This window comes from Apibacter adventoris (assembly GCF_002964975.1).
Classification (GTDB): domain Bacteria; phylum Bacteroidota; class Bacteroidia; order Flavobacteriales; family Weeksellaceae; genus Apibacter; species Apibacter adventoris.
In genome coordinates this window covers 78,079-103,166 of the sequence record NZ_PSZM01000040.1, presented here as the reverse complement: position 1 = coordinate 103,166, position 25,088 = coordinate 78,079, and the positions used below count along the sequence as shown (strand labels likewise).

Sequence of the window (25,088 nt, the reverse complement as noted above, 5' to 3'; positions counted from 1 at the left end):
TTTAATTTTTACGGAATAAATTTTTAAAATATAAACTCATATATTTTTTATATGTTTTTGAACGTATTTTATTATCATTTTCTTTAGCTATTTTCATAACCTTTCGCATTTTCTTTATTCCCCCATAGTTATATGCCATTAAAATATCATTGTCTAAAGCATTTATAAACTTATATTTTTTTACTTTTTTAAAATAGTTATTTATTCTAATTTTAGCATAAAATCCTTCATCAAAATCGCTTTCATTATCTAATTTAAAACTCAAACTATTAGGTCTATATGTTATACAATAAAGTTGAAAATTATCTGCAACATATTTAGTTGATAATTCCCCTGCTTTAATGACAAAGAGAGCATCTTCACCTATTTTAACTTCTTCAAAAGATAATTTATTTTTTTTTATAAAGTCGTTTCTAAACATTTTAGCCCAGGCTTCCCAATTTTTATAAACTAATTCTTCTTTTGCTTTTATCTTATTATATTTCAGTTTTTTATAGTACTTATTTCTTGTTTTTTCTAAATATAAATGCCTTTCAGCGGGCTTGAAATTATCGTTATTAACACTATTGGCTAAAAAATACACTATATCATTATCTGTATCTTTATATTTATCAATTGCATTTAAAAATCCCGGATTATAAAAATCATCTGCATCTGCAAACAATATCCATCTACCTTTTGCATGGGTTAAACCTACGTTTCTAGCATATCCTGCCCCTTTTCCTTCTTTTGTAAAATAAACTTCTGTATTCTGTCTTTTTAATCCGGGAAATTCATTAAAATTTACTATATCTGAATCACTATTATCATCAATTATTAGAATTTGAATATCCTCTCTCATAGGGATAGATTCCAAACATCTTTTTAATAAATCCGGTATATTTTTATGGGGAATGATTATAGAATATGAATACATTTAAGAAATATTTTTTAAATAAATTTTTATTTTTTTTATAAAAGAAATATTTTTCATATTATTTTTTAACTGTTCTTTTATATACAAAGGTACTTTATCTTTAGGAGTAGTAATATAAATTTTTCTTAATAGCTTATTTCTATATTCAATAGTTCTCTTTAAAAAGTTATTTAATTTATTTTCTTTACTAAATTTTATTCTGTCTTCCAATGCCTCTAAATAAGCTATTTCTTTTTTTAAAGGAAATTCAATATAGCTTTTATTTATTATACTATCTTCTCTAATAAAATAATAATACATAGCTAAATCTACTTCACATATTTTTTTTGAATTGAAAATGCATTTATACCAAACAAATTCATCTTCACAGATTTTTCCTTCAGGAAATCTTAAAGTGTTCCACAAGTATTTTTTATAAAGCTTATTCCAAACAACCACACAATATACTGTATCTTTTGCATAAGTAAATTCTTCTATAAAATTAATACTATTATATTCTTTGGGTATATATGAATTTAAATCTTCTTTAATATCCTGTATATTTAAAAATTTTTCTACTTTACAAAATGAAAGGTCACTATTAGTTTCATTTAGTGCATCATATAATATTTTGTAAAAATTTAAAGAAATAAAATCATCAGAATCTACAAATCCAATATAATCGCCCTTAGCAATATCTAACCCTGAATTTCTAGCAGCTGAAAGACCTCTATTTTTTTGATGGATAACTATTATCCGAGAATCCTTTTGCGCATAATCATCACAAATAGTACCGCTAGAATCTGTTGAACCATCATCAATTAATATTATTTCTAAATCTCTATAAGTCTGATTAATTATACTTTCTATACATCGGCTTAAATATCTTTCTACATTATATACAGGAATTATTACGGATATAATCTTATTCATTAAAAAATTTTCTTAATTGGTTTTCAAATAGTTTTTCTTCACTTATTATTTCCTCTTTATAGGTATTAAAATCTGAAATACAGGTATCATAATTATTTAATACTTCCTTAATCTTAGCTACAATCTCTAGAATTTTAGCTTTTGAATATTCAAACTTATACTTATCTGGTATATTTAAATCTTGGATAAATTTAGAAGAACCTCCGGTTCCTGATATTATGATACAATTCATTAATGCTGATTCTCTTAACATTCTATCTCTACCCGGATTATAACCAAAATCAATATATAACTTTGCCTTTTTCATCAAATTAGAAACCTGAAACGGAGTCATTCCCTGAATAGGTATCCAAGGATAGTCCCTACATTGTTTTTTTATTAAATCTATTGCTTTTTTTCCTTTTTTGGGATTATATATAATAATATTTTCCTTATGATTAATGTTTGATTCTTGATTGTCTTTACTGATAAAAATAGGATTCATATAATCACATACTCGAGCAATTTTCTCTTCCGGTATCCCTTTTTTTAATAAATACAAATAAGATCTATATGATTGTGCCCAATGATAAACATTGGGAAGATCCTCCAACAAATATTCCTTTATTTCTTTTTTACGCAAAATATATTTACTTACATAAAAATTTAATCCTCTATGCCTGTTTTTCATACATATTGCATAAAAGTCCACACTTAACCACCATACAATTTTTTGGATCTGAGTATATTTATAAATATAATAGGTGAGCGATTCCGGAATAATTAGAACATCATTTTCTTTATCTATAATTTCTGATGTTTCTTTTGTATAATAAATATTATAAATTTCTGGTTTAGGATTTAGACCTTTTTTTTTATTGGTATAAAACATTCTCACATCATAATTTAAAACTGTTTTTAATTTATGACTTAACTGATGTAATGCCTCCGGGCCTCCTGTTGTGCTATTAGCAGGACAAACAATATATATTTTAGAAAGAAAATCAGTTTTCATTAATTTGATTCTGTTACAAAAATAAATTAATTATTTTATAGTGTTTAAATATCTTATTAATTTTATAAATTAAAAAAATGTTATTTTTTCGTTTTTATATTTATTAATACATGAGTTTTATTACTAAATATTGTCTTCTAGTAAATTCATACTTTTCTATTTACAAAAGATTTTATAAAGATTTTAATTCAAAATATTCTTTTGCAAAACGAAATTTAAAAAAAACATTGGAATGCCCTTTTGAATTATCTATTATTCAACCCATAGAATTTATTTCTCCTTATACTAAACAAAGTCAAATTCAGAATTTAAAATTGGCGGCAAATAAAATAGAAAAATATATTATTTTGCCTAATCAGATTTTCTCTTTTTGGAGAATTGTAGGAAAACCCGTAACTAAAAACGGATTTGAAAAGGAAGATATAAATCATAAAAAAATCCAAGATCATGGTGAAAATTTAAGACAACTTTCAGGAATTATTTATTATCTGTCGTTGTTAGGAGAGATACAAACTCTCGAAAGGTACAATTATCCTACAGATATTTATTCTGAAGAACAACGTATATATCCTTTAGGATCTGACGCTTATATTTCATATTTTCAAAAAGATTTGAGGATTAAAAATAATTATACCTTTGCTATTAAATTCAAATTTATAGTAGAAAATAATCATATAAAAGGCTCTTTATTCACTGAAAAAAAAATATTTCCTAATAAAATTAATTTTAAAAGAACTGATTATAAAAATTACAAAGAAATATTAACTCGAATTAATCGAAGAACTGTAGCTTTTTCAAAATATAAAAATCTAAAATAAATTATTTAAAATTTATTATTAACCACATTGACGCTAGAGTGCATAATAATATGTCTTGTTTTTGCAATTTATTTTTATAAAAACAATATGATATAAATTAAAGGAATATATTTATAATTATTGTAGGTATTACTATTGATGCATTATTATTTTCATATGTCATATTTACACTCCCTATCAAAACTAAAAGATAATTTTATTCTGATTTAAATAGCTTTGTTTGTTGATCCATAAAAGTTAATATATCCGGCATACGATATTTACCTGCCATTAATTTTATATTTGCTGCGGCTGTTTCTAATTGCATACCTATTGCTGTAACATATAAAGGATGTTTACTCTCCCCACGCAACACCTCAACTAAATATTGGCTATTGCCTGAAAAAGACTTTTTAGCTACTCCAATAATAGGTATTGTTTGATTTAATTCATTATAAAGACGACCACCTAACCCCAATTTACCTTCATTCAAATGAACATAACCGTCAATAACGATAGTATTTATTTTACTTAAATCAATTTTAGCAAGTAGTGACATGATGCAAGGCAATTCTCGTTGATAAAACTGTCCAGATTGATAAGGAGCAACATTTTCTATATAATCAGTAACAATTGCATTAATATTCGCTTTGGCAACAGTCCAATCCTCAAATAAAATGCCTACGGTTTTTGCTCGATTTTCTATATAATATACATCGATTGCTAAAATCATTTTATTATTTTTATTTTAATAATTCTACATTATCAGGTCAATTTTTTGTTTTTATATCATCGGTATAAAATTTTTGGAAACAATCAAAATTTCCCTCATTAAGAATCTCCTTAATATGTTTTATTTTGTTGTAATTTAAAGAATACGACCTATATATTCTATATTGGATATTTTTATTTTTAGTATAAACCAGATATATTTTTAAATAAAGAGCTTCATTTTTTTAGAAACTAAGATTAAGTCTCTCAATTATGTTTTTATCTATTCTCCATAATTTATTATAAGATTTAATCAAACCTCCCATTTATATATTAAGAACACTATTATAAATATTCTGAATTAATGCAAGCATAAATGCTAAAGACCAACTAAAATTTTATTCATTAATTTTTTTTGAATGTTAACATCACTTTCCCATTATTTAAAAGATAAAGTAAATTTACATCTTCTGAAATTTCATTTATATTCTGTAATACATCTAAAAACATAGATTCATTTGTATTACTGCAAACTTGATCAGTAGAAGATAATCTTGTAATAGATAATTGAGTGCTATCTCTTTTATAATATGCTGTAAATTTATTGCATTCTGCTAATCCATAAATTTGTTTCCAAGATTCATCAAATCTCATTACAGGAACATGGGTATAAAGATCCAGGGCATTTTGATCATTAATAGTAACTAGTTGCCATTTCTCTTCGTTATTATCACCTAAATAAACTAATATTTTGTTTATTTTATGATTAGAAGAATTTGGAGTTTTTGTAGCCATTACTTTTTCTTGTTTTTGCATCTTTGCACTTTTACAGTTTATTAGTAAGGGTAATAAAAATAAATGTAATAATAAAAAATGACTCTTAAATAAATATTGTCTCATATGTTTTTATTTTTTTTCATTATAATTATATGGGTAAATTTATAAAAAATATAACTTTATTATTTAATTTTAGTTTTATTTTTTTACATAATTTACATTTAATTTATAATGATTTATATGAAAAACAATGGATATATAACCTCATTTTTCTTATGTTCAGCCCATAAATTTATCTCAAATATTTAATTAATTATTTTTAATAAGATTATAATTATATTTGTAATTTAACTCTATTGGAATAGAAAAATATTTTTTATTTATGAAATTCACAGGTCTTTTGACTAAATTAATTGCTGAAAATTGTAATCCGGTACAATACTATCTAAATTTTACAGATGAGATAATTTTTTTAAATCCTTTGATAGGTAAAGAAATTCACATTACATTTAGTCATTACCAATGTTTAGGTTGCGGGGAAGATAAAGAAATTTTTGCTATGGGATATTGCAAAAATTGTTATTTTACTTCGCCGCATACAGGAGAATGGATTATAAGACCTGAGCTTTCAAAAGCTCATCTAGGAATAACAGACCGGGATTTTTCTTTTGAAGAACAAGCTCAGCTGCAACCTCATATTGTATATCTTGCAAATTCCGGAGGGCTGAAAGTAGGAGTTACAAGAAAAACACAAATTCCTACACGTTGGATTGATCAAGGGGCAGAATATGCTATAAAGTTAGCAGAAACCGATAATAGATATGAAGCCGGTTTGATTGAAGTTGCATTAAAAAAACATATTTCAGATAAAACAAATTACAGGAAAATGTTGAGGGAAGCCGTACCTTACGTTAACCTTGAAGAAAAAAAAAGGGAATTGTGTCAATTTATACCTCAAGATTTACTAAAATACATTACAGAAGATTCCACAATCTTACATATAAACTACCCCGTAAATGTATATCCCTTAAAAATTAAATCTGTAAATTTAAAAAAAACCACAGCTTTTGGAGGAAAATTAATCGGTATTAAAGGACAATATCTCTTGTTTGACAATAATTTAGTATTCAATGTAAGAAACCATGAAGGTTTTGTAATTGATTTAAATATATAATAGTTAAAAACTAAATACATAAGGTAATTTTAGTATTTCTAATAATAATTTCTCGTTTTTTAGTAAATTTGTGTAATAATTTTAATTATGATTGAATACGAATTAAAACTTCCTCCTATGGGTGAGGGAGTTATGGAAGCTACCGTGACAGGTTGGGCAAAAAATGAGGGCGATTTTGTTCAGGAAGATGATGTAATAATTGAAATTGCTACGGATAAAGTAGACTCAGATGTTCCATCTCCAGTTTCAGGAAAAATAATCAAAAAATTAAAAAATATAAATGATATCTGCAAAATAGGCGAACCTTTCGCTATTTTAGAAATAGAAGGAAAGGCAGATAATAATTTAAATGAAAATAAAGAAGAAGTAATCATTTCAAATCATTCTTCAGAATCATTAGAAAAAGAAATCATTACTGAAATTGAAAAACCATTATTACATAATACTTCTTTAGAAAAAGACATACATTTTAGTAAAGATCGATTCTACTCACCTTTAGTAAAAGCTATATGCATAAAAGAAAATATTTCTCAGGAAGAATTATCTGCTATAAAGGGTACGGGAATTAATAATCGTATTACGAAAGATGATATGTTTTTATATCTAAAAAATAGGAAAAATGATAATCTAAATCATACTTCAGCAACAAAAAATATCGTTTCCGATGTTTCTTCAGTTTCCAATAATCATTCATACGAAACTGAAGAAGTGATAGAAATGGATAGAATGCGAAAATTAATTGCCGAGCATATGATTGCCAGCAAACAAATATCTCCACATGTAACTTCTTTTATAGAAGCAGATGTAACAAATATTGTACAATGGAGAAATAAAATAAAAGATGCTTTCTTTAAAAAAGAAGGCGAAAAAATAACTTTTACTCCCCTATTTATTCAAGCGATTGTAAAAGCAATAAAAGATTATCCAATGATTAATATTTCCGTAGAAGGAAATAATATTATTAAGAAAAAAAATATAAATATAGGCGTTGCAACGGCTCTTGTTAATGGTAATTTAATTGTTCCCGTTATAAAAAATGCAGATCAATTAAGCCTCACAGGGCTAACCAAAGCTACTAATGACCTAGCTAAACGCGCAAGAAATAACAATTTAAAACCCGAAGAAATAAAAGGTGGTACCTATACAATTACGAATTTGGGATCTTTTGGAAATATTGCCGGTACTCCTATAATTAACCAACCCGAAGTAGCTATCTTAGCCATAGGAGCAATTGTAAAAAAACCAGCAGTGATAGAAACTCCTCAGGGAGATTTGCTGGGCATTAGACACAAAATGATTTTATCGCATACATATGATCACCGAGTTGTGGATGGAGCCCTAGGTGGAATGTTTGTAAAAAGAGTTTGTGAATATCTTGAAAATTTTGATATAAATACTCTTATTTAACTTTTCTCAAAAAAGAGATTTGGCAAATTAAATAAGTCTGAATATAGATATATTTTTAATAAAGAATTTAGAGACCAAGCGCCTAAAAAATATCTTTTAAAGATTAGATTACAGATAAAATATCAATTAATAGAGGTTTTATTTTGAAAGATTTTAATAAACAGGTTTCCTTATATAAGAAGGCTCTAGAAGAAGGCAATATCCAAAAGCTTATAGGGGTCTATTGAAATATGTTTCTAACTTAAAAACTCATTTATCGAAAACATATACAAATAGATTTTCTTTCGGAAATGTATTTTCCGGTTATATGGATTATACGTATTTCTATTTCTTCAACGATTATTTGAGAGCTCACAAACTTCGTTTTGGAATTGTTTTTAACCACAAAAAAGTAAGGTTTGAACTGTGGCTGATGGGACAAAATACAGAAGTGCAAAAAGAATACTGGGAACTATTAAAATCTACTGAATGGAATGAAGGTAGAACGACCAAGCCTCGGTATTCTGAATTAAAGGTGATCTTGGTGGACCATCCTAATTTTGACCAATTGAATAATCTAACGCAGAGTATAGAAAAAGAAATAGACAAACTTGTTCCTATAATATTAGAATTTTTGAAAAATAATATCCAATAGGATTATGATAATACGGAGAAAGAGGTAATCTTTATTGAGAAATTTTACCTTTCTCAAAGGTACCCATCCTTCCATATCTGTAGGTTTATTTTGCAACCGACCCAACCATTCAGAGTTTTATTACCTATTAGTATTTCATTCTTTTCAACAGTCAATTCGTTAGCGGAAGAGCTTATTTTTTCATTATTTTCATAGGGATCTTCTCTGATTTAAGTTTTTGATTTTACTTACAAGTACATGGCACCAAAATTAATCAAAGTTGCCCTCCTATTCCTTTAAACTTATCAATAAATAAGGTCAGTTTTCTAAAAACCCTTTGCTTTTTTGTCAAATACTCTGGGTTTAAGGGACTCATCTTCGGTAAAACCGCATTAAGCTCTGTCCCGTTTTCCGTAGCATATTCTCGCTTTAAAGAAGTGGTGATATAACGCTTGGCTTCTTCTTCGTTTAAATCTTCTTCGGTTATTAAATCTTCTGCTTCTATTTTTTGTTTCTGCTGTGCATATTCGAAGAAAGAAGCTATAATATTCGCTTTATCTTGTATAGCATCTAAATTGGTTTCATTAATAAAATCTACAACCAAACTTTCTTTTGCCCTATTGCCTATACTTGCACGAATTACCCTGCGTATTTCTTCTATTAATGAGGCTTTATCTTTAGTCTTTTTGTTATGCTCAAAAATCAGTTCGAGAATATAATCCAGATTTATTTCCTGAGATTTAAGTAAATCTATTTCAAAGACTACATCCTCCCAGTCAATTTTCGATTCTTCCGGCTCTTTACCATTTTTCTCTCTTCTCAACCAATCGCGAATATCATTATAAGTAGATCGATAGTCTTGGATGGTTCGCTCCGGGAGTATTTGTATTCCTCGCATGGTATCTATCTCCTCATCGGTTACAAAATAAGTTTCTTTAAATCTTTCAATAGATTCAGGATCGTTGATATCTATTTTTTGAAGTGCTTTGAGATAGGTAAATTCATCATAATTCTGTAGTATATTTTCTACACGCAAATATTCTCCAAATAATTTTACAAATTCCTTTTTGTCTTTGTCTGTAGCTATTTTTTCCGTATCGGGAAATTTTTTATTTAAGTCTTTCACTACCTCAATATAACCTCTATGGGCTTTTCCTGTGACAATATCCGTGAAACCTTCTAAATATTCCTTGTAACTCTTTTCCAATACCACGTTTTTCGTGTTTTTATCGCCAAATAAGGTAATAGCATCAATGGTTGCCTGCTCTAAATCTCTGAAAGTTATAATGTTTCCAAAAGTCTTTGTGGCATTATAAATTCGGTTAGTACGTGAAAATGCCTGTAAAAGACCATGATAACGCAAATTCTTATCTACAAATAGCGTATTGAGCGTAGGAGCATCAAACCCTGTAAGGAACATCCCGACTACAATTAAAAGGTCAACTTTTTGTTCAGGTGGAAGTTTTTTGTTGCTACTATCTACTCCTTTTACACGTTTAGCAAGGTCTTTATAATAATTCTGAAACTCTTTACTATCGATGCCATAACTGGTTTTGAACATAGCGTTATAGTCATAGATGGCCTTAGTTAAAAATTCTTTGGCGCTGCTATCCATTGCAGAGGGTTCAAAGGTTTCATCTACAATCCCACCGATGGCATTTTGCTCTTCATTAGCTGCAAAGGAAAAGATGGTCGCAATTTTCAATGGCTTTTCACTCTCTTTTTGCAAACGATTCAATTCATCATAATAACATTTTGCGGCATCAACACTGCTTACTGCAAACATGGCATTAAATCCTTGGTTGCCTCCTAAATTTCTGTGGGTTTTTATTCTGAAATTCTGTAATATGTATTGAGATATTTCTTTGATACGGGCAGGATGAAGCAAGGCTTTATTATTTTCTGCCGCACTTAGTTTTCCCAAATCTTGTTCGGATTCTATTCCTTTAAATTGTGGACGTACATCATTGTAATCGACTTTAAATTTCAGCACTTTCTCATCTCTAATAGCATCGGTAATTACATAAGAGTGCAATTCTCTGCCAAATACACTTGCAGTGGTATCTGCCCCCAAAGCATTTATAGGGAATATAGGAGTTCCGGTAAAACCGAATTGATAGTACTTTTTAAATTTCTTCTTCAGATTTTTCTGGGCTTCGCCAAACTGGGAGCGATGGGCTTCATCGAAAATGAATACGACCTGCTTTTGAAAAATAGGTAAGTCACTTTCACTTTTCATCAGGTTATTCAGCTTCTGAATCGTGGTGACAATAATCTTATTATCCTCTTTTTCTATATTTCTTTTTAAGCCCGCGGTACTTTCCGATCCGTTCACACTGTCGGGAGAGAAACGTTGGTATTCTTTCATGGTCTGGTAATCCAGGTCTTTACGGTCTACCACAAAGAATACTTTATCAATAAAATCGAGTTGGGTAGCCAACCGGGCAGCCTTGAAACTGGTAAGGGTTTTACCCGAGCCTGTAGTATGCCATATATAACCGCCTCCTTCTGTATTTGACCATTTTTTTGACAGGTATGAACTTTCTATTTTACGCAAGATTCTTTCTGTGGCTGCAATTTGATAGGGCCGCATAATGAGTAAGGTATTGCTTGTATCGAATACCGAATAGGTGAACAATACATTCAGGAGTGTGCGTTTCTGAAAAAAGGTTGCGGTAAAGTCTTTCAGGTCTTTGATTAAGGTATTATCAGCTTTAGCCCAGTTCATGGTAAAATCGAAACTGTTTTTGTTTCGCTCTACTGTATTTGCAAAATAACGGCTGTCGGTACCATTAGAGATCACAAAAATCTGCAGGTATTTAAAGAGTGAATTTTCAGCATTAAAACTCTCTTTGGTATAGCGGTGTACTTGATTGAAGGCTTCGCGAATAGCCACGCCGCGTTTTTTGAGTTCTACTTCTACCAAAGGCAAGCCATTGACCAATATAGTTACATCATAGCGGTTGGCATGTGTTCCTTTTTGTGCAAATTGGGAGATTACCTGCACTTTATTCCGGGCTATATTCTTTTTATCTACTAAGTAAATATTTTGGATATGTCCATCGTCAAACACAAAATCGTAAATATAGTTGTCCTGTATTTTCCTTGTTTTATCTACTAAATTATCTCCCGGACGGTCTAAATATTCTTCTACATACCGCGCCCACTCGCTATCGGTAAATACCATATTGTTAAGAGCCTGCAGTTGCACCCGCACATTGGCGAGCATAGCTTCTGCGGTAGTCAGATAAGACGGGTTTTCATACCCTTGATTGATTAGGTCCTGGATAAATTCACGTTCCAGATCAGCCTCTGTCTGATAAACAGCCGGAGTATCGTTTACCAATGAGTACTTGGTGTAATTATCGAGAACTATGAAATTGTTCGATTCTGCTATGGGTGTATATTGTGTCATTTTTGTTCGTCTTTAGGAAATGTTAATAACATATCGCGGTAATATTCATACTGTTTTTTTCTGAGTTCTATTTCCTTAGGCAGACCTTCAGTTATGGAAGCAGTGAGGGTATCGAATTTGTCGAGAATGGAAACAATGCGCTCTTGTTCTTTTAAAGATGGGATAGGAATTTTAATTTTAGACATATCTTTTGCTGAAACATCAATTACTTTTGTTCCTTTTGCATATTTCTTTTTTTCACTAGCAAACATTGCTGTTTGAGTAAAATATACAAAATATTTTCCTAAAATATTTTTATTGGGTTTAAATATTGTTGCATGTCCACCAGTGACAGCTTGTCTCTCCCCTAAATAAACAACAGCTTTTCCGACATCATCAAGGTTTTCACTTGTGTTTGTAATAACAACATCACCATAATTAATTTTTTTAAGTTTTTTTGCTAAATCATGTGAAACAAAGGACTTTGTCTTTGTAGCAAATGTACCATAATAAGTATAAATCTGCCCATAATGAATGGCTGGAACACCTACTTCAGTAAAATCTTTTTTTTGTAAACCATTACCTCTAATTAATTCTCCTATTTCTCCCAAACTCTTCCACTTTACTTCTCCCTCTTCAAAACTAAGCAGCCGGTCACGATAGAAGTTATATTGCTTTTTACGAGCTGTAAGCTCGGCTGTAAGCTCGGCTGTAAGCTCTGTAAAAGTATCAAGAATATCAACTATTTTTTGTTGTATTTCTAAAGGTGGTATCGGGATTAATATTTTAGCCATTTGATTACTCATCAATTTAGGATTACCCATCCCTGAATAAACATATTTTTTAGATTCAATTGAAAGCCAATAAAACAAAAATTTATAGTTTAGTTCTTCTATGTTTTTTATCTTTATTAATCCACAAACATTTGTTATTGAGAATTTACCTATTCTATGAAATACAGTTCCAGCATTAGCTCCGTCAGTTGTCCAAGTAATAGCTTCTCCATCTTGGTCAAAAGTTCTTATTTTCCCAATTTCTCCATTATTAGCTGTTTGGGAACTATATACAGGAAATTTACCCACATTATCTTCTAAATATTCTTTTGACATTACCCGACCACGACTTAATTCAGCTACTCCAGATTCTAAATAAGCCAACGGTTTCCATTCCACCTTAACACCTTGTAATAATTTTTCTAAATACCTCATGCTTCAATTTCTTTTATAATTGCATCTATATCGGCACGAAGGGCATCGATCTTTTTCACTGTTTCCGTAATTTCCGTGTTCAGCTTAGCAATATCTATTACTTCCCTAAGATCCTTGGCTTCTACATAGGAGCTAACCGAAAGGTTGTAATCGTTTTCGGCAATCTGCCGATTGTCTATCGATTTTGCCACATATTCAACCTCTTGTTTTTTGTCGAATATTTCTATAATCTTATCAATATGCTTATCTTCAAGTATATTGTTATTGGTGGCTTTCTTATAGAAACCTTCGCCACTGGCGTCTATAAACTGTGTATGGTTATCGGTCTTATGCTTGGAAAGAACCAGGATATTTACGGCAATGGAAGTGCCGTAGAACAGGTTGGGGGCTAAAGAAATGACGGTTTCCACAAAGTTATTATCTACCAGATATTTCCTGATCTTCTGCTCTGCTCCCCCACGGTAAAAAATCCCCGGAAAACAAACTATAGCAGCCCTTCCTTTAGCCGACAGGTAACTTAGTGCATGCAATACAAAGGCAAAATCGGCTTTTGATTTGGGAGCCAGTACCCCGGCAGGCGCAAAACGGTCGTCATTGATGAGCGTAGGGTCATCTGCTCCTATCCATTTTACCGAGTAAGGAGGATTGGAAACAATGGCATCAAAGGGTTTTTCGTCGCCAAACTGCGGATTTGTAAGCGTATTCCCCAGCACAATATCAAATTTGTCGTAGTTGATGTTGTGCAAAAACATATTCATACGAGCCAGGTTATAGGTGGTGTGGTTTATTTCCTGTCCAAAGAAACCTTCTTCTATGATATGATCTTCAAATTGCTTTTTTGCCTGCAGTAGCAAAGACCCCGAGCCGGCTGCCGGGTCATAAATCTTATTTACGCTTGTTTGTTTATGCATGGCAAGCTGTGCAATAAGCTTAGAAACGTGTTGTGGCGTGAAAAACTCTCCTCCTGACTTCCCTGCGTTTGCCGCATAATTAGAGATAAGAAATTCATAAGCATCGCCAAACAGGTCTATATGGTTTTCTTCAAAATTGCCGAAATTCAGTTCCGCTACGCCTTTTAATACGGCAGCTAGCCGACTATTCTTGTTTTCAACGGTGTTACCCAATCGGGTGCTGGTAGTATCAAAATCGGCAAACAACCCTTTGATATCATCTTCGGATGGATAACCATTTGCAGAACTTTCAATAGCATCGAAAATAGCTTTCAGATCTGTATTAAGATTCGGGTTGGTATGGGCGGTCTCAACGATATTTACAAAAAGCTGGCTTGGATAGATAAAATATCCTTTGGTTTTGACCGCGTCTTTTTTTATTTCCGGAGTTATTATCTCATCGGACATACTTGGATAGTGAATGCTGCGATCTCCTCCTTCCATATAGTCTGTGAAATTTTCACTAATAAAACGATAGAAGAGGGTTCCTAATACAAACTGTTTAAAATCCCAGCCATCTACAGACCCACGCACTTCGTTAGCTATTTTCCATATTTTGGCTTGCAGTTCAGCTCTCTGATTTATACTTGTCATCTTTTATATTTCCTATAATTAGTTTGTTTTTCCTTTGTATTCAAAATTACTAAAATATTTTTCTGTTATCGTATTGGGCTATTCTCTTATTTGATGTTTAATTTACAGTACCTTCCTACAACTGAACCCTAAAAAATATTACCTCTTTTGTGTATCTTTTTTTGGAAGGTATATTTTGTTTTAGCGGAGTTATTTCTTATAAAGAACCGAGTTGGGTAAAGGAAAACCCGAGGAGGATTGTGAGACTGTTCCATGATGAGTAGTTTTAGTTATTTTAGGTGGTTTGTGGTTTATGTTTATTTTTATAGTTAAAAATAAGTAAAATAATAATGGTATAAACTATGTTTAAAAAAAACTTATCCTTCAGCCGAATTATTTTTATAGGTTAATTGGCAATCTTTACAGGTAATTTACCTTCTGCTTTTATTGCTCCTGTTAATATATCAATCATATTTTTTTGGGTATAAGAATTATTCTGGTAAGTGATTATAATATTTTTTATTGAGGTTAAGTCCAAGTAATTTAAACTATATGGACTTATAAAATCACATAAAGTCACCTCATATTTTTTTGATAATTGTGTAAGGGAGTCTTTAGATTCTTGAGATATTTTATATGAGTAATACACTGAACTTTCCGTATCTTTAAAGATGCCTATAATTAGCTGATAATCTTTGGGATTCAATTTGCCTGAGTTTAATTGTGAGAGGGTTACTTTTTGTATATCCGGAAATTTGTTTTGTAGTTCCGAATAAAATATTTCATGGTTTCCTTCTTCCAAAGGCAAGAATAAATATTTTTTGCTTTTTGATAAAGGGAAAAAGCCTTTTGTTGTTTTTATGTTAGTAATTGCGGCTTTATACAATTTTTCTATTAATAAATCCGAGTCTTTATTATTCAAATCGTTCATTAAATTCTCTTCATTTACGGGTGTAAATTTTTTATATAAACCTACCTTATATTTAGCAAACAATATCTTTTTTACACTTTCTTCGAGTCGTTTTTCCGAAATATCTCCACTTTCCAGGCCTTGTTTTATTTTTTGTTTTCCCAATACAACCCCTTGGGAGAATAAAAGAACATCATTGCCTGCTTTAAATGCCAAATAATCCATTTCTCCATAAGGGTAGTTTTTAGCTACTCCTTGCATATTCAATGCATCGGTAATGATTAAGCCTTTAAAGCCTAACTTATTCTTCAACAGTTTTGTAATTATATTGTAGGAAAGTGAAGCGGGTACTTTAGGGTCTTTTTCATAAACCGGAACATTTAAATGAGCGACCATAATACCGTCTACTTTATTTTTAATTAATTTTTTAAAAGGAAATAATTCTAAAGTTTCAAAACGGGCTTGGGTATGATTTAAGGTGGGAAGATCCAAATGGCTGTCGACCTCTGTATCTCCATGACCCGGAAAGTGTTTTGCCGAAGAAAGGACCTTTTGACTTTGCAACCCTTGCATATAGGCTAAGGCTTTTTTTACAACATTATGTTTGTCGGAACCAAAAGATCGGTTTCCTATTATAGGGTTATTAGGATTTACATTAATATCTACTACCGGAGCAAAATCCCAATTAATTCCCATTCTTTTGCAATGTAACGCAATGAACTTAGCCGTTTCAAAAATAAGACTGTCTTGCGTTATAGCACCTAATGTCATAGCCCAAGGAAAACGGGGAGTTTCTGCAAACCGTTGTGCTAACCCCCATTCGCCATCGATTCCTATTAACATAGGGACAAGGGATTGTTGTTGTAATTGGTTTACCCATCTTGTTTGTTTTCGGGCGTCGTCTTGCATCAATATTAAACCTCCAATATGCTCGCGGTTTACTAAATCCGTAACTTCCTGTATATGTTTTTCTCCTTTATTTACATAGGCTGCCACAATAAATAATTGTGCAATTTTATCTTCTATTGTCAAAGAATGATAAACTGAATCAACCCATTTAGCCGCTTTTTTTTGTTCTTCTTTAGTCATATTTCTCTTTAATTGAGATTCTACTCTACAAAAAAAAGAGCTGAAAATAATAAAAGCCCACAGTATTTTTTTCATAAATAAATTTTACCTGTTTTTTTAAATTTCTAAATCATATTTGGAGATGGATAGACTTGTAAGTATATTTTTTTCATTAAAATAAAAGGTAATATACTTCGATTGGTTTTCCATTTTATAAGTTGGAATTTTTGAAGATTTATATTTGATTAATTTTCCGGGATATAATTTTTGAATAGAAGCTAAGGTGGATTTATGAATACTTATAGAATTTCCCAGTTCTAAAGAGTTGGTATTTCCATAATTAAAACTTACCAGAACTATATTATCATTTCCTCCTACTGTACCTCCGGACTCAGATATTGCACTTATTTGAAATCCATTGGTAAAATCCCAAGTATATATATTTCCTGCTCCTTCTATAGATTCAGAACTTGTATATCCTGCAATACTGTTTATAGCAGATATTGTGGCTGGTAGTTTAAATTGAGAATTAAGAAAGAACAGTTCTTTTATTTTAGCTGCGGATTTAGGTCCGTAAATTAATGGTTTTTTTTTATACTGAGAGCTTTTTTCCTGTTGGGTAGTTTTTTTATTTTGAGCCTGAAACATTCCTATGTTTATAATTGCAATAACTATGATTAACAGCCTTAATAATTTATTATGCATTTTTCATTTTTATTTTGCTAAGCATAAATATAATAAATTATTTTTTATTCTTTTCTTTTTTAATATGCAAGCATTATTACAGAAATTTATCATATTTAATAATTGTTGTATTTCTATAATATTTTGTATATTAAAACCATTTATTTCATATTTTTGAATAAATATATCACTCTTTTTATTTTTTTAAACTAAAATTGAATTTAAACTCCATGTCTCATACTATTTCTTTAGTTATTTACACTTTTAATTGGCCGGAAGCTCTTAACCTAGTTTTAAAAAGCATACAACAACAAACTAAATTTCCTGATGAAATTTTAATTGCCGATGGTGGATCTTCCAAATTAAACAAACCTATAATTCAAAAATTTGCTCAATATATACCCACTCCTATCCTACATATGGAATTAGAAAAGAATGAAGAGCCAAGTAAATCTAAAATATTAAATAAAGCGATTCTTAAAAGCCAATCGGATTATATAATACAAATTAATGCAAATTGTATTTTACATAAAAATTTTGTTTATGATCATAGTATAAAAGCTAAACCTAATATTTTTCTGTATGGAATTAGCCTACCTGTACATTCTAAATCAATTCATACAGTAATACAAAATGAAATTATTAAATTCAGTTACTTCTCAGGAAAAATTAAACGAAGCAATAAAAATTTAAGAATTCCTTTTTTGTCAAATTTTAATTCCCCGATTAATTATTTTTCTGAAGAAATGACGGGAAATAATGTTTCTTTTTGGAAAAAAGATTTTATGGATATAAATGGGTATAATGAAGATTTTATGACCCAAGCCGGGGAGGATATTGATTTTTTTTATCGTTTATTATTTAGTGGAATTAAGGGGAAAAAACTAAGTTATCTAGCGATTTTATATTTTTTGCCTAATCCCTCTACTGATGATGCTGATAAGCTGAATATTATGATCTTAAAAAAAACAAAAAAATATAAGATTATAGTATGTACAAATGGAGTGGAAAAAATTAAGAAAAATAAAAAAATTCCTTTTTATTAACGGAATAATCTTGTAATCTTATATTTGGCTTTTATAAAAAAAGCTATTACATTTGAAAATATTAATTGATTTGAATGTTTAATATAATCATTTATTAAATTATTTAATTTAGGATTTTCATTTGCTAAAATAAATAATCTACCAGTAATATTATTCATATTTTGGGTAGTTAAAAAATTACAACATTTCAAAACTTCTTTTATTATTTCTTCGTTGATTTCTTTTTCGTTTTTAATTAGTAAAAATTTCAGATTGTTATCTGATAATAAATTGTATAAGGCTTTATATAAGGCTGTTTCACTAATTTTATTCCTTCCTTTTGTGTATATGAATTTTCTTATATTATTAATTTTTTCTAGAAACAAATGAGGAGATATAGTTGTTTTTTTCTGAATAATTTTTGTTTTATAAATTAAATCATAACGTTTTCGAGATTCATTTTTAGATAAAACGTTATAAGCTTCATTTATCTCTGTAAATATCTTTTGGTATTTATTTTTATCTGAAGGATTTTTATCCGGATGATATAATAAGGCCAATTTTCTGTAGGCTTTTTTTATTTCATAAGGTTTTGCATTGTAATTAACTCTTAAAATTTTATAATAATCAGTACTCATTATTTTTAGATGAACTGTACATTTCCGTAAAATTAAGAATATATTATTGGAAAATAAAAAAGTCTGAATGTATCAGACTTTTTTTATTTTAATTGTTATGATTCACAACTACTACAGCTTACCAAATTAACTACCATTTCTTTAGCTACACTTTGACTTCTTTGATAATACAATGTTTTTACTCCTAATTTCCATGCTTCTATAATTAATCGGTTAACTTCCTTTACAGGCAATTCTGCGGGTATATTTAAATTTAATGATTGCGACTGATCTATATATTTTTGTCTTATTGCCGCTTGTTGTATTATTTCTAATTGACTTATTTCTTTAAATGTTTTAAAGACTTGTTTTTCTTCATAACTTAGCTCATTTAAATGCTGAACACTTCCACCGTTTAACATAATTCCTCTCCATGTATCTTCATTATTAATGCCTTTTTCTGTTAATAATATGTCTAAGTATTTATTTTTCCGCATAAAATTACCTTTGGATAATCCTGCTTTATAATAATTTGAACTAAATGGCTCTATACCGGGAGAAGTTTGTCCTAAAATGGCAGAGGAAGAAGTAGTAGGAGCAATAGCTAATAATGTGGTGTTTCTTTTGCCATATCCTTTTAATAATTCAGGTTCTCCGTATATTCTGGCTAAGTCCTCTGTTGCTTTGTTAGATTTATCTTGTAAATATTTAAAAATTTCTACCGTTTTTTGTTTAGCTTCCATTCCTTCAAACGGAATCATATTTTTCTGTAAGTAAGAATGCCATCCTAAAACTCCTAAACCTAAAGCCCTATGCCTTTTTGCAAAATTATTTGCTGAAGCTAGGTAATAATTCCCTTCAGTTTTTACAATAAATTCTTGTAATACAGCATCTAAAAAGAAAATTGCTAATTTTACTGCATCGGTATCTTTCCATTCATCATATAATTCCAAATTCATTGAGGATAAGCAACAAATGAAAGACTCTTCTTCTGTAGAAGGTAACATAATTTCTGAACAAAGGTTAGAAGCATGAATTACCATTCCTTGATCTTTATATACCTGTGGCTTATTTTTATTTACGTTATCTGAAAAGAAAATATAGGGTAATCCTTTTTGTTGCCTGCTTTCCAAAACTTTAGCCCAAATTTTTCTTTTATCAGTATCTCCATCAATCATTTCCTGCATCCAATAATCGGGAACGCAAACACCGAAAAATAAATTTTGTACAGGATTACCTATATCTTTGATAGTTAAAAATTCGTCAATATCAGGATGGTCAATATCTAAATAAGCAGCAAAAGCCCCTCTTCTTACTCCTCCTTGGGATATAGTATCCATAGCAGTATCAAAAAGTTTCATAAAGCTTACAGCACCACTACTTTTACCATTGTCTGATACAGCAGATCCTCTGGGTCTTAGGGCCCCAAAATATCCGGAAGTTCCCCCCCCTATTTTGGTTTGCATGATTACTTCTCCTAATTTATGGGTAATGCCTTCTATACTATCGGGTATGTAAACATTAAAACATGAAATAGGTAATCCTCTCTGAGTACCCATATTAGCCCAAATAGGTGAGCTTAAACTCATCCATCCTCTTTCTATCATTTCCTGAAAAGCTTCTTTGAGTTCAGGTTTATAAAGCCTCTGAGATGCAGATGTTGTAATCCTGTCAATAGCTCCTTCTACTGTTTCCCCTTTCAACAAATATCCTCTATTCAAAATTTGTTCACTTTCTGAATTTTTCCACCAAAGTTTTTCGCTCATAATTTATTATTAATCTATTCTTTTAACCATTAATTCCAATTTTCCTTTTAAACCGGATTTTTTATTTATTGCCAATTTTCTTAAGAAATATCCATTATCTTTTCCTTCTACATCAATAAAAGGCATTTCATAAAAATCTGTTAATTGAAATTCTTTTAAATATTCTGATATTTTGTCTTCTAATTCTTCTAATATTTGTAAATGTCTGGTTCTATTATCCAAACTTGTCAAAACTTCTTTTTCTATAGATGCTGTAAATTCTTTATGTAAAAAACTTGCTTTTATGGTATAAAAATTTCTCATTAAAATAGATCATTTTCAGTTATACTTTTATCATGTTTTGTATACTCTGTTGGTCTTTTAGCAAAGAAGTCATCTAAACTGTTAGCAAAGACTTCTTCTTCAAACCATGCCATAGGTTTATATTGCTCTGCCGAAATATTATAAAGTTGTTTTATTCCAATCTGTTTAAGACTTTCATCTACCCTAAATTTCATAAAATTCAATAAATCTTCTTTTTGTAAATTATTTATTTCACCTTCTTCAAAAATCCAGTCTAAAATTTTATCTTCTATTTTTAAGGAGTTTTCTACGGTTTCTCTAATATGGTTTATTGTGTCTTCATCAAAATATTCAGGATATTCTTCTTTTATTTTATTTATTAAATAAATTCCTGCATTTGCATGTACTTGTTCATCTACAGAGGTCCATCCTATAATATTGCTAACATTTTTCATTAGCCCATTAAAACGAGTAAAGGAAAGTATTATGGCAAATTGACTGAATAATGATACATTTTCAATTAAAATGGAAAATAATATTAATGAAATTACATATTTTTTACGATCACTAGATTTAGCATATTGTAAAGCATTATCTAAATATTCTATTCGTTGTTTTATAATTGGTATTTCTAATAATTTTTCAAACTCATTATTATAACCTAAAACTTCTAATAAACGAGAATAGGCTTCCGAGTGACGGAATTCACATTCGGCAAAAGTACTTCCCAATCCGTTAAATTCCGGCTTAGGAAAATGTTGATATATATTTCCCCAAAAAGTTTTTACAGCTACTTCTATTTGTGCAATTGCCAATAAGCTATTTTTTATAGCATTCCTTTCTCTATTTTCTAAGTGGGAATGGAAATCTTGAATATCAGCCGTAAAATCTACTTCTGAGTGAACCCAAAAAGCCCGATTTATAGCTTCTGTAAATTGTAATATTTCCGGGTATTCAAAAGGTTTATAATTTACTCTTCTCTCAAATATTGACATATCTTTATTTTTTATAGCATTTTTATTAAAATCAACAAAAAAAAACTAAAACAAAGAGAATGGAATCTTGTATTTGAAATCTATCTCTATATTTTATCAAAAAACCTTATAAAACTATAAAATTAATATAAGGTTAATATTTTTTTAAATAATTGCTCTCTTTTTTTCAAATATTTTTGATGAAATAAAATTAGAGATATTTATATGATAAGGAAAATGATATTAATAAAAGATATTAAAAACTTATAAACAAACTTGGGTTTAATAATTGATAATCAGTAATTTAATTTCTTGAATCTCTTCCCCATTGTAGTTTTTGTCTTAAATTTTCAAAGTAAGAATAGTTTTTATATTTTACAATATTTATTTTATAATCTGCTTTTTTTATAATGATTTCATCCTCAATATTCATTGTATTATACCTGGAATCTAATGATAAGGAATATTCCTTTGATCTGCCACGGATTTTCAGTTGAATGGTTACGTCATCTTTTAAAATTAATGGCCGAACATTTAAATTATGAGGAGAAATAGGTGTTATAACAAATATATCTGCTTGTGGATAGATTATTGGTCCTCCACAACTTAGCGAATATCCTGTTGAGCCGGTTGGTGTAGAGATAATAAGGCCATCTGCCCAAAAAGAATTTAAAAAAACATTATTTACATAAGTATCTACAGTTATCATAGAGGATGTTTCTTTTCTCATGACAGCTACTTCATTAATAGCAAAAGGATAAAAAATTTCTTTATTACTTTTTACTTCTAGAATAGAACGTTCACTGATACTACAATTACCCTCTAAAATTCTGGGTAATTCATTCAAAATTTCTGTTTTTTGAAGAGTTGCCAAAAATCCTAATCTTCCTGTGTTTATACCCACAATAGGAATATTGGTATTTTTAATAAAAGTTGAGGCAGTCAGTATAGTTCCATCACCACCAAAGGTAAAAAGCAAACGGGTATCTTCCGGCAAACCTTTTTCTTTATCAAAAGATAATAAATTAGAATTTTTATAGCCTAATACATTATACAATTCTTTTAAATAAGTATTACAAACTAAAATAGTAATTTTTTTTTCTTCCAACTTTTGAAAAAAAGTCTCATATAAATTTTTATCTTCTTTTTTTACTACCTGTCCATAAACTCCTATCTTCATTATTCTTATATATTTATAATTTACTATACTTCTAAAAATCTTTGGAAATGATCAAACCTGTTTTTAAGTAATTCTTGTTTTGAATCCTCAAAATATTTATTTGAAATATGATACCCAAAACGTTCAAATGTATCTCCTATAGAACTAATATTTTCTGTCTGTATTTTTAATGTTATTTTAGTTGTTTCCTCATCAATTTTAGTAACCATCAAACCTAATATTTTTCCATTATTGCTTTCAACTATATTTGCCACTTCACTAATTGAATATTTTTGTATCGGAGTAGTAAGTGTCATATAAACTCCAAAATCGTTAATCACAGCATAGGTCGCAAATTCTTCAATTATGTCTTCTTCTAATACTACTCCTAAATAATTTTCTTTTGTATCTATAATCGGGATTATATTAGTTGCATTATCACTAAAAATTTTAATAGAATCAAATATAATTGAACTTTGATAAAGAAAAAATTCTTCTAATTCTATTAAATGGTTTATAATTACTTCCTTTTTTTCAAGATTTTTAATAATTTCAAAACTTATATTCCCTAAAAGTTTCTTTTTTTCTGAGATTACAGGCAAATGAGAAAGCTTATAGGTTAACATAATATCTTCAGCCTTTTCTACAGTGTCTTCTTCATATAATGGGGAAACATTTTTAAAAATATAATCTGTAATTATCATTGCGCTAAGGTATAATAAGATTTTTTAGTTTCCAAAATTTTATGTTTTTTAGTTAATTTTGCTGACATTTTACTTATTAATTAGAAATAAAATCGGATCAAGCAAAATGTAAGTATAACATATTTAGGTTCTCAACTTGAAAAGGGAAATCCTATACAAGTAGGAGTAGATTATGTTTTAAATTATAAAGGAAGCATTTAATGAAGGAACAACAGATCATTTCATAGTTATAGTGGGACGAGGTTGTGATTATGGAAAAGTTTTTTATCATTTTTAAGATGTTGGAACAAGTTATAAGAATAAGGGAACTAGCCTAAATAATAAGTTGTATTTAAATATTTCTGACTATTCATTAAAAAGAAAAACAGTATATAATATTAATTTTTATCTAATAAATTAAATAAGGATTAATCAATGAAAAATATTATTTTATTAACATTAGTAACTTGTGTACTATTTTGTAGATGTAATTCTCAAAACAAAAAAAATATTCCTATATCGAATATTGAAAATACAGGTAAGTTTGGAAAATGGCAAATGCTTACCATACAAAAAAATGATACTATTTTATTTCTGCCATGTGATGCTGATAACAGAAGTATTACTTATACTAAAGATTCTGTAATTGATAATAAAGAACAAGAAAACTTAAGATGTAAAATTCAAAGTATTATTGAGAAAGGAAATAGAACTTATATTTCTTTAGAAAAAGATTGTTCTTATTCAGAAACCATTTCTTATGAAATAATCAGTAATAACTTAGTTCATTGGTATCTATATAATGGTGTGAATTTTTTATCAACTAATGAAATAAATAAATATAAAATTGTAGAGCAACCTTGTACTGAATGTAGAAGTCTAAAAGAATGTAATGGGATTGATACTCTAAACAAAAGTGTTATAATTAATGGGAATTGGAGATATTCATGTGATAGTCCTGCAAATATTTACATTACTGATGAAAATAACATCCTCTTTGCTGTAATGTCTAATCAAATTTATATCAAAGCAAAACTCAAAAAAATAAAGAAAAATAAATTTGAGTTACTCCTTATAAAACCTGAGGATCTAGGACCTGGGGGAATGAATATGAATTGGAATAGTTTTTCAAGAGATAGAGCTATTGCAAATATTGATTTATTAGAAAATGATACCATCCGCTTTTATTGGGTAGGGTTTTATGATGAAAAGGAAAGAAAAATTGTTTTTCCGGATTGTGAATTTAATTTAGAATCTGATTATAATAATCCTGTAAAATTAAAAAAATGCCAATAACTAACTATTTTTTAAATAGATGAGCTAGGGAAATATCGCCGGAAAAAAATAATATAGAGTTGATAGATTTCACGTAAAATTATCTAAAATAATGTTGCAGGTTCACTTTTTTATTATGATAATAAACAGTTCATATTAAATAAAGAGAGATGAGATTTAAACCTCCTAAGAATTAAACATAAATTTAAAAAGAAGATT

The 25,088-nt window shown here is 29.2% G+C and carries 21 protein-coding genes and 1 pseudogene; 6 read left to right on the top strand and 16 right to left on the bottom strand.

The window, feature by feature from the left end:
- Position 1: 1 nt before the first annotated feature.
- The 3 genes from C4S77_RS07270 to C4S77_RS07260 are packed head-to-tail and all read right to left on the bottom strand — an operon-like array spanning position 2 to position 2,822.
- The gene (locus C4S77_RS07270; RefSeq protein ID WP_221405002.1) at positions 2 to 916 is read right to left on the bottom strand and encodes a glycosyltransferase family A protein; all 915 of its coding nucleotides are present in this window, start codon (positions 914 to 916) and stop codon (positions 2 to 4) included.
- A complete protein-coding gene (locus C4S77_RS13215; RefSeq protein WP_221405104.1) occupies positions 917 to 1,828 on the bottom strand; it encodes a glycosyltransferase family 2 protein in 912 nt (303 codons plus the stop codon).
- A complete protein-coding gene (locus tag C4S77_RS07260) occupies positions 1,821 to 2,822 on the bottom strand; it encodes a hypothetical protein (RefSeq protein ID WP_105246992.1) in 1,002 nt (333 codons plus the stop codon). The genes C4S77_RS13215 and C4S77_RS07260 overlap by 8 nt, the downstream gene beginning before the upstream one ends.
- A gap of 110 nt (positions 2,823 to 2,932) precedes the next feature.
- Here C4S77_RS07260 and C4S77_RS07255 point away from each other — a divergent pair, with 110 nt between their 5' ends.
- Positions 2,933 to 3,640 carry a VanW family protein gene (locus C4S77_RS07255; protein WP_105246991.1) on the top strand — a complete coding sequence of 236 codons (708 nt, stop codon included), beginning with the start codon at positions 2,933 to 2,935 and terminating at the stop codon, positions 3,638 to 3,640.
- Between the two features lie 196 nt (positions 3,641 to 3,836).
- Here C4S77_RS07255 and C4S77_RS07250 read toward each other — a convergent pair whose 3' ends face one another.
- Complete coding sequence (locus C4S77_RS07250; protein WP_105246990.1) at positions 3,837 to 4,352, bottom strand: endonuclease V; 516 nt, start codon at positions 4,350 to 4,352, stop codon at positions 3,837 to 3,839.
- A 383-nt stretch (positions 4,353 to 4,735) separates the two neighbouring features.
- Positions 4,736 to 5,146 carry an META domain-containing protein gene (locus C4S77_RS07245; protein WP_181042844.1) on the bottom strand — a complete coding sequence of 137 codons (411 nt, stop codon included), beginning with the start codon at positions 5,144 to 5,146 and terminating at the stop codon, positions 4,736 to 4,738.
- Positions 5,147 to 5,489: 343 nt separating this feature from the next.
- Between C4S77_RS07245 and C4S77_RS07240 the strand changes: the two genes are divergently transcribed.
- The 3 genes and pseudogenes from C4S77_RS07240 to C4S77_RS07230 all read left to right on the top strand — a co-directional run.
- The gene (locus C4S77_RS07240; RefSeq protein WP_105246988.1) at positions 5,490 to 6,281 is read left to right on the top strand and encodes a DUF2797 domain-containing protein; all 792 of its coding nucleotides are present in this window, start codon (positions 5,490 to 5,492) and stop codon (positions 6,279 to 6,281) included.
- Between the two features lie 87 nt (positions 6,282 to 6,368).
- A complete protein-coding gene (locus tag C4S77_RS07235) occupies positions 6,369 to 7,688 on the top strand; it encodes a dihydrolipoamide acetyltransferase family protein (protein ID WP_105246987.1) in 1,320 nt (439 codons plus the stop codon).
- Between the two features lie 208 nt (positions 7,689 to 7,896).
- Positions 7,897 to 8,322 (top strand): annotated as a pseudogene (locus C4S77_RS07230) (DUF7000 family protein); the annotation flags it as partial.
- A gap of 253 nt (positions 8,323 to 8,575) precedes the next feature.
- On the opposite strand, the gene C4S77_RS07225 reads toward C4S77_RS07230, so the two are convergent.
- The 5 genes from C4S77_RS07225 to C4S77_RS07205 form a co-directional block, all read right to left on the bottom strand.
- The gene (locus C4S77_RS07225) at positions 8,576 to 11,716 is read right to left on the bottom strand and encodes a type I restriction endonuclease subunit R (protein WP_105246986.1); all 3,141 of its coding nucleotides are present in this window, start codon (positions 11,714 to 11,716) and stop codon (positions 8,576 to 8,578) included.
- Complete coding sequence (locus C4S77_RS07220; protein ID WP_105246985.1) at positions 11,713 to 12,903, bottom strand: restriction endonuclease subunit S; 1,191 nt, start codon at positions 12,901 to 12,903, stop codon at positions 11,713 to 11,715. The genes C4S77_RS07225 and C4S77_RS07220 overlap by 4 nt, the downstream gene beginning before the upstream one ends.
- Positions 12,900 to 14,447, bottom strand: coding sequence for a type I restriction-modification system subunit M (locus C4S77_RS07215; protein WP_105246984.1), 1,548 nt, complete (start codon positions 14,445 to 14,447; stop codon positions 12,900 to 12,902). The genes C4S77_RS07220 and C4S77_RS07215 overlap by 4 nt, the downstream gene beginning before the upstream one ends.
- Before the next feature lie 385 nt (positions 14,448 to 14,832).
- Positions 14,833 to 16,500: a glycoside hydrolase family 3 protein gene (locus C4S77_RS07210; protein WP_105246983.1), complete on the bottom strand. Its 1,668-nt coding sequence runs from the start codon at positions 16,498 to 16,500 to the stop codon at positions 14,833 to 14,835.
- Between the two features lie 21 nt (positions 16,501 to 16,521).
- On the bottom strand, positions 16,522 to 17,109 hold the full coding sequence (locus tag C4S77_RS07205) for a hypothetical protein (protein WP_105246982.1): 588 nt from the start codon (positions 17,107 to 17,109) through the stop codon (positions 16,522 to 16,524).
- 209 nt (positions 17,110 to 17,318) lie between these two features.
- Between C4S77_RS07205 and C4S77_RS07200 the strand changes: the two genes are divergently transcribed.
- Positions 17,319 to 18,134, top strand: coding sequence for a glycosyltransferase (locus C4S77_RS07200; RefSeq protein WP_105246981.1), 816 nt, complete (start codon positions 17,319 to 17,321; stop codon positions 18,132 to 18,134).
- On the opposite strand, the gene C4S77_RS07195 is transcribed toward C4S77_RS07200, so the two are convergent.
- From C4S77_RS07195 to C4S77_RS07170, 6 genes are all read right to left on the bottom strand, one after another.
- Positions 18,131 to 18,751, bottom strand: a complete 621-nt coding sequence (locus C4S77_RS07195; RefSeq protein ID WP_105246980.1) for a J domain-containing protein — start codon at positions 18,749 to 18,751, stop codon at positions 18,131 to 18,133. The genes C4S77_RS07200 and C4S77_RS07195 overlap by 4 nt on opposite strands.
- Before the next feature lie 95 nt (positions 18,752 to 18,846).
- On the bottom strand, positions 18,847 to 20,496 hold the full coding sequence (locus C4S77_RS07190) for a ribonucleoside-diphosphate reductase subunit alpha (protein ID WP_105194012.1): 1,650 nt from the start codon (positions 20,494 to 20,496) through the stop codon (positions 18,847 to 18,849).
- A 9-nt stretch (positions 20,497 to 20,505) separates the two neighbouring features.
- Positions 20,506 to 20,799, bottom strand: coding sequence for a hypothetical protein (locus tag C4S77_RS07185; RefSeq protein WP_105246979.1), 294 nt, complete (start codon positions 20,797 to 20,799; stop codon positions 20,506 to 20,508).
- Positions 20,799 to 21,773 (bottom strand): ribonucleotide-diphosphate reductase subunit beta, encoded by a 975-nt coding sequence (locus C4S77_RS07180; RefSeq protein WP_105194010.1) that lies wholly within the window; start codon positions 21,771 to 21,773, stop codon positions 20,799 to 20,801. Before C4S77_RS07180 ends, C4S77_RS07185 begins: the two co-directional genes overlap by 1 nt.
- 283 nt (positions 21,774 to 22,056) lie before the next feature.
- On the bottom strand, positions 22,057 to 22,932 hold the full coding sequence (locus C4S77_RS07175) for an NAD kinase (protein WP_105194009.1): 876 nt from the start codon (positions 22,930 to 22,932) through the stop codon (positions 22,057 to 22,059).
- A 23-nt stretch (positions 22,933 to 22,955) separates the two neighbouring features.
- Positions 22,956 to 23,615 carry a CBS domain-containing protein gene (locus C4S77_RS07170; RefSeq protein ID WP_105246978.1) on the bottom strand — a complete coding sequence of 220 codons (660 nt, stop codon included), beginning with the start codon at positions 23,613 to 23,615 and terminating at the stop codon, positions 22,956 to 22,958.
- A 414-nt stretch (positions 23,616 to 24,029) separates the two neighbouring features.
- On the opposite strand from C4S77_RS07170, the gene C4S77_RS07165 reads away from it, so the two are divergent.
- Complete coding sequence (locus C4S77_RS07165) at positions 24,030 to 24,890, top strand: hypothetical protein (RefSeq protein ID WP_105246977.1); 861 nt, start codon at positions 24,030 to 24,032, stop codon at positions 24,888 to 24,890.
- The last annotated feature ends 198 nt before the right edge of the window (positions 24,891 to 25,088 follow it).

Excerpts from the sequence above, each read along its gene's own strand:
- C4S77_RS07270 (WP_221405002.1), bottom strand. The coding sequence starts at position 916 with ATGTATTCATATTCTATAATCATTCCCCATAAAAATATACCGGATTTA.
- C4S77_RS13215 (WP_221405104.1), bottom strand. The coding sequence starts at position 1,828 with ATGAATAAGATTATATCCGTAATAATTCCTGTATATAATGTAGAAAGA.
- C4S77_RS07260 (WP_105246992.1), bottom strand. The coding sequence starts at position 2,822 with ATGAAAACTGATTTTCTTTCTAAAATATATATTGTTTGTCCTGCTAAT.
- C4S77_RS07255 (WP_105246991.1), top strand. The coding sequence starts at position 2,933 with ATGAGTTTTATTACTAAATATTGTCTTCTAGTAAATTCATACTTTTCT.
- C4S77_RS07250 (WP_105246990.1), bottom strand. The coding sequence starts at position 4,352 with ATGATTTTAGCAATCGATGTATATTATATAGAAAATCGAGCAAAAACC.
- C4S77_RS07245 (WP_181042844.1), bottom strand. The coding sequence starts at position 5,146 with ATGCAAAAACAAGAAAAAGTAATGGCTACAAAAACTCCAAATTCTTCT.
- C4S77_RS07240 (WP_105246988.1), top strand. The coding sequence starts at position 5,490 with ATGAAATTCACAGGTCTTTTGACTAAATTAATTGCTGAAAATTGTAAT.
- C4S77_RS07235 (WP_105246987.1), top strand. The coding sequence starts at position 6,369 with ATGATTGAATACGAATTAAAACTTCCTCCTATGGGTGAGGGAGTTATG.
- C4S77_RS07225 (WP_105246986.1), bottom strand. The coding sequence starts at position 11,716 with ATGACACAATATACACCCATAGCAGAATCGAACAATTTCATAGTTCTC.
- C4S77_RS07220 (WP_105246985.1), bottom strand. The coding sequence starts at position 12,903 with ATGAGGTATTTAGAAAAATTATTACAAGGTGTTAAGGTGGAATGGAAA.
- C4S77_RS07215 (WP_105246984.1), bottom strand. The coding sequence starts at position 14,447 with ATGACAAGTATAAATCAGAGAGCTGAACTGCAAGCCAAAATATGGAAA.
- C4S77_RS07210 (WP_105246983.1), bottom strand. The coding sequence starts at position 16,500 with ATGAAAAAAATACTGTGGGCTTTTATTATTTTCAGCTCTTTTTTTTGT.
- C4S77_RS07205 (WP_105246982.1), bottom strand. The coding sequence starts at position 17,109 with ATGCATAATAAATTATTAAGGCTGTTAATCATAGTTATTGCAATTATA.
- C4S77_RS07200 (WP_105246981.1), top strand. The coding sequence starts at position 17,319 with ATGTCTCATACTATTTCTTTAGTTATTTACACTTTTAATTGGCCGGAA.
- C4S77_RS07195 (WP_105246980.1), bottom strand. The coding sequence starts at position 18,751 with ATGAGTACTGATTATTATAAAATTTTAAGAGTTAATTACAATGCAAAA.
- C4S77_RS07190 (WP_105194012.1), bottom strand. The coding sequence starts at position 20,496 with ATGAGCGAAAAACTTTGGTGGAAAAATTCAGAAAGTGAACAAATTTTG.
- C4S77_RS07185 (WP_105246979.1), bottom strand. The coding sequence starts at position 20,799 with ATGAGAAATTTTTATACCATAAAAGCAAGTTTTTTACATAAAGAATTT.
- C4S77_RS07180 (WP_105194010.1), bottom strand. The coding sequence starts at position 21,773 with ATGTCAATATTTGAGAGAAGAGTAAATTATAAACCTTTTGAATACCCG.
- C4S77_RS07175 (WP_105194009.1), bottom strand. The coding sequence starts at position 22,932 with ATGAAGATAGGAGTTTATGGACAGGTAGTAAAAAAAGAAGATAAAAAT.
- C4S77_RS07170 (WP_105246978.1), bottom strand. The coding sequence starts at position 23,615 with ATGATAATTACAGATTATATTTTTAAAAATGTTTCCCCATTATATGAA.
- C4S77_RS07165 (WP_105246977.1), top strand. The coding sequence starts at position 24,030 with ATGAAAAATATTATTTTATTAACATTAGTAACTTGTGTACTATTTTGT.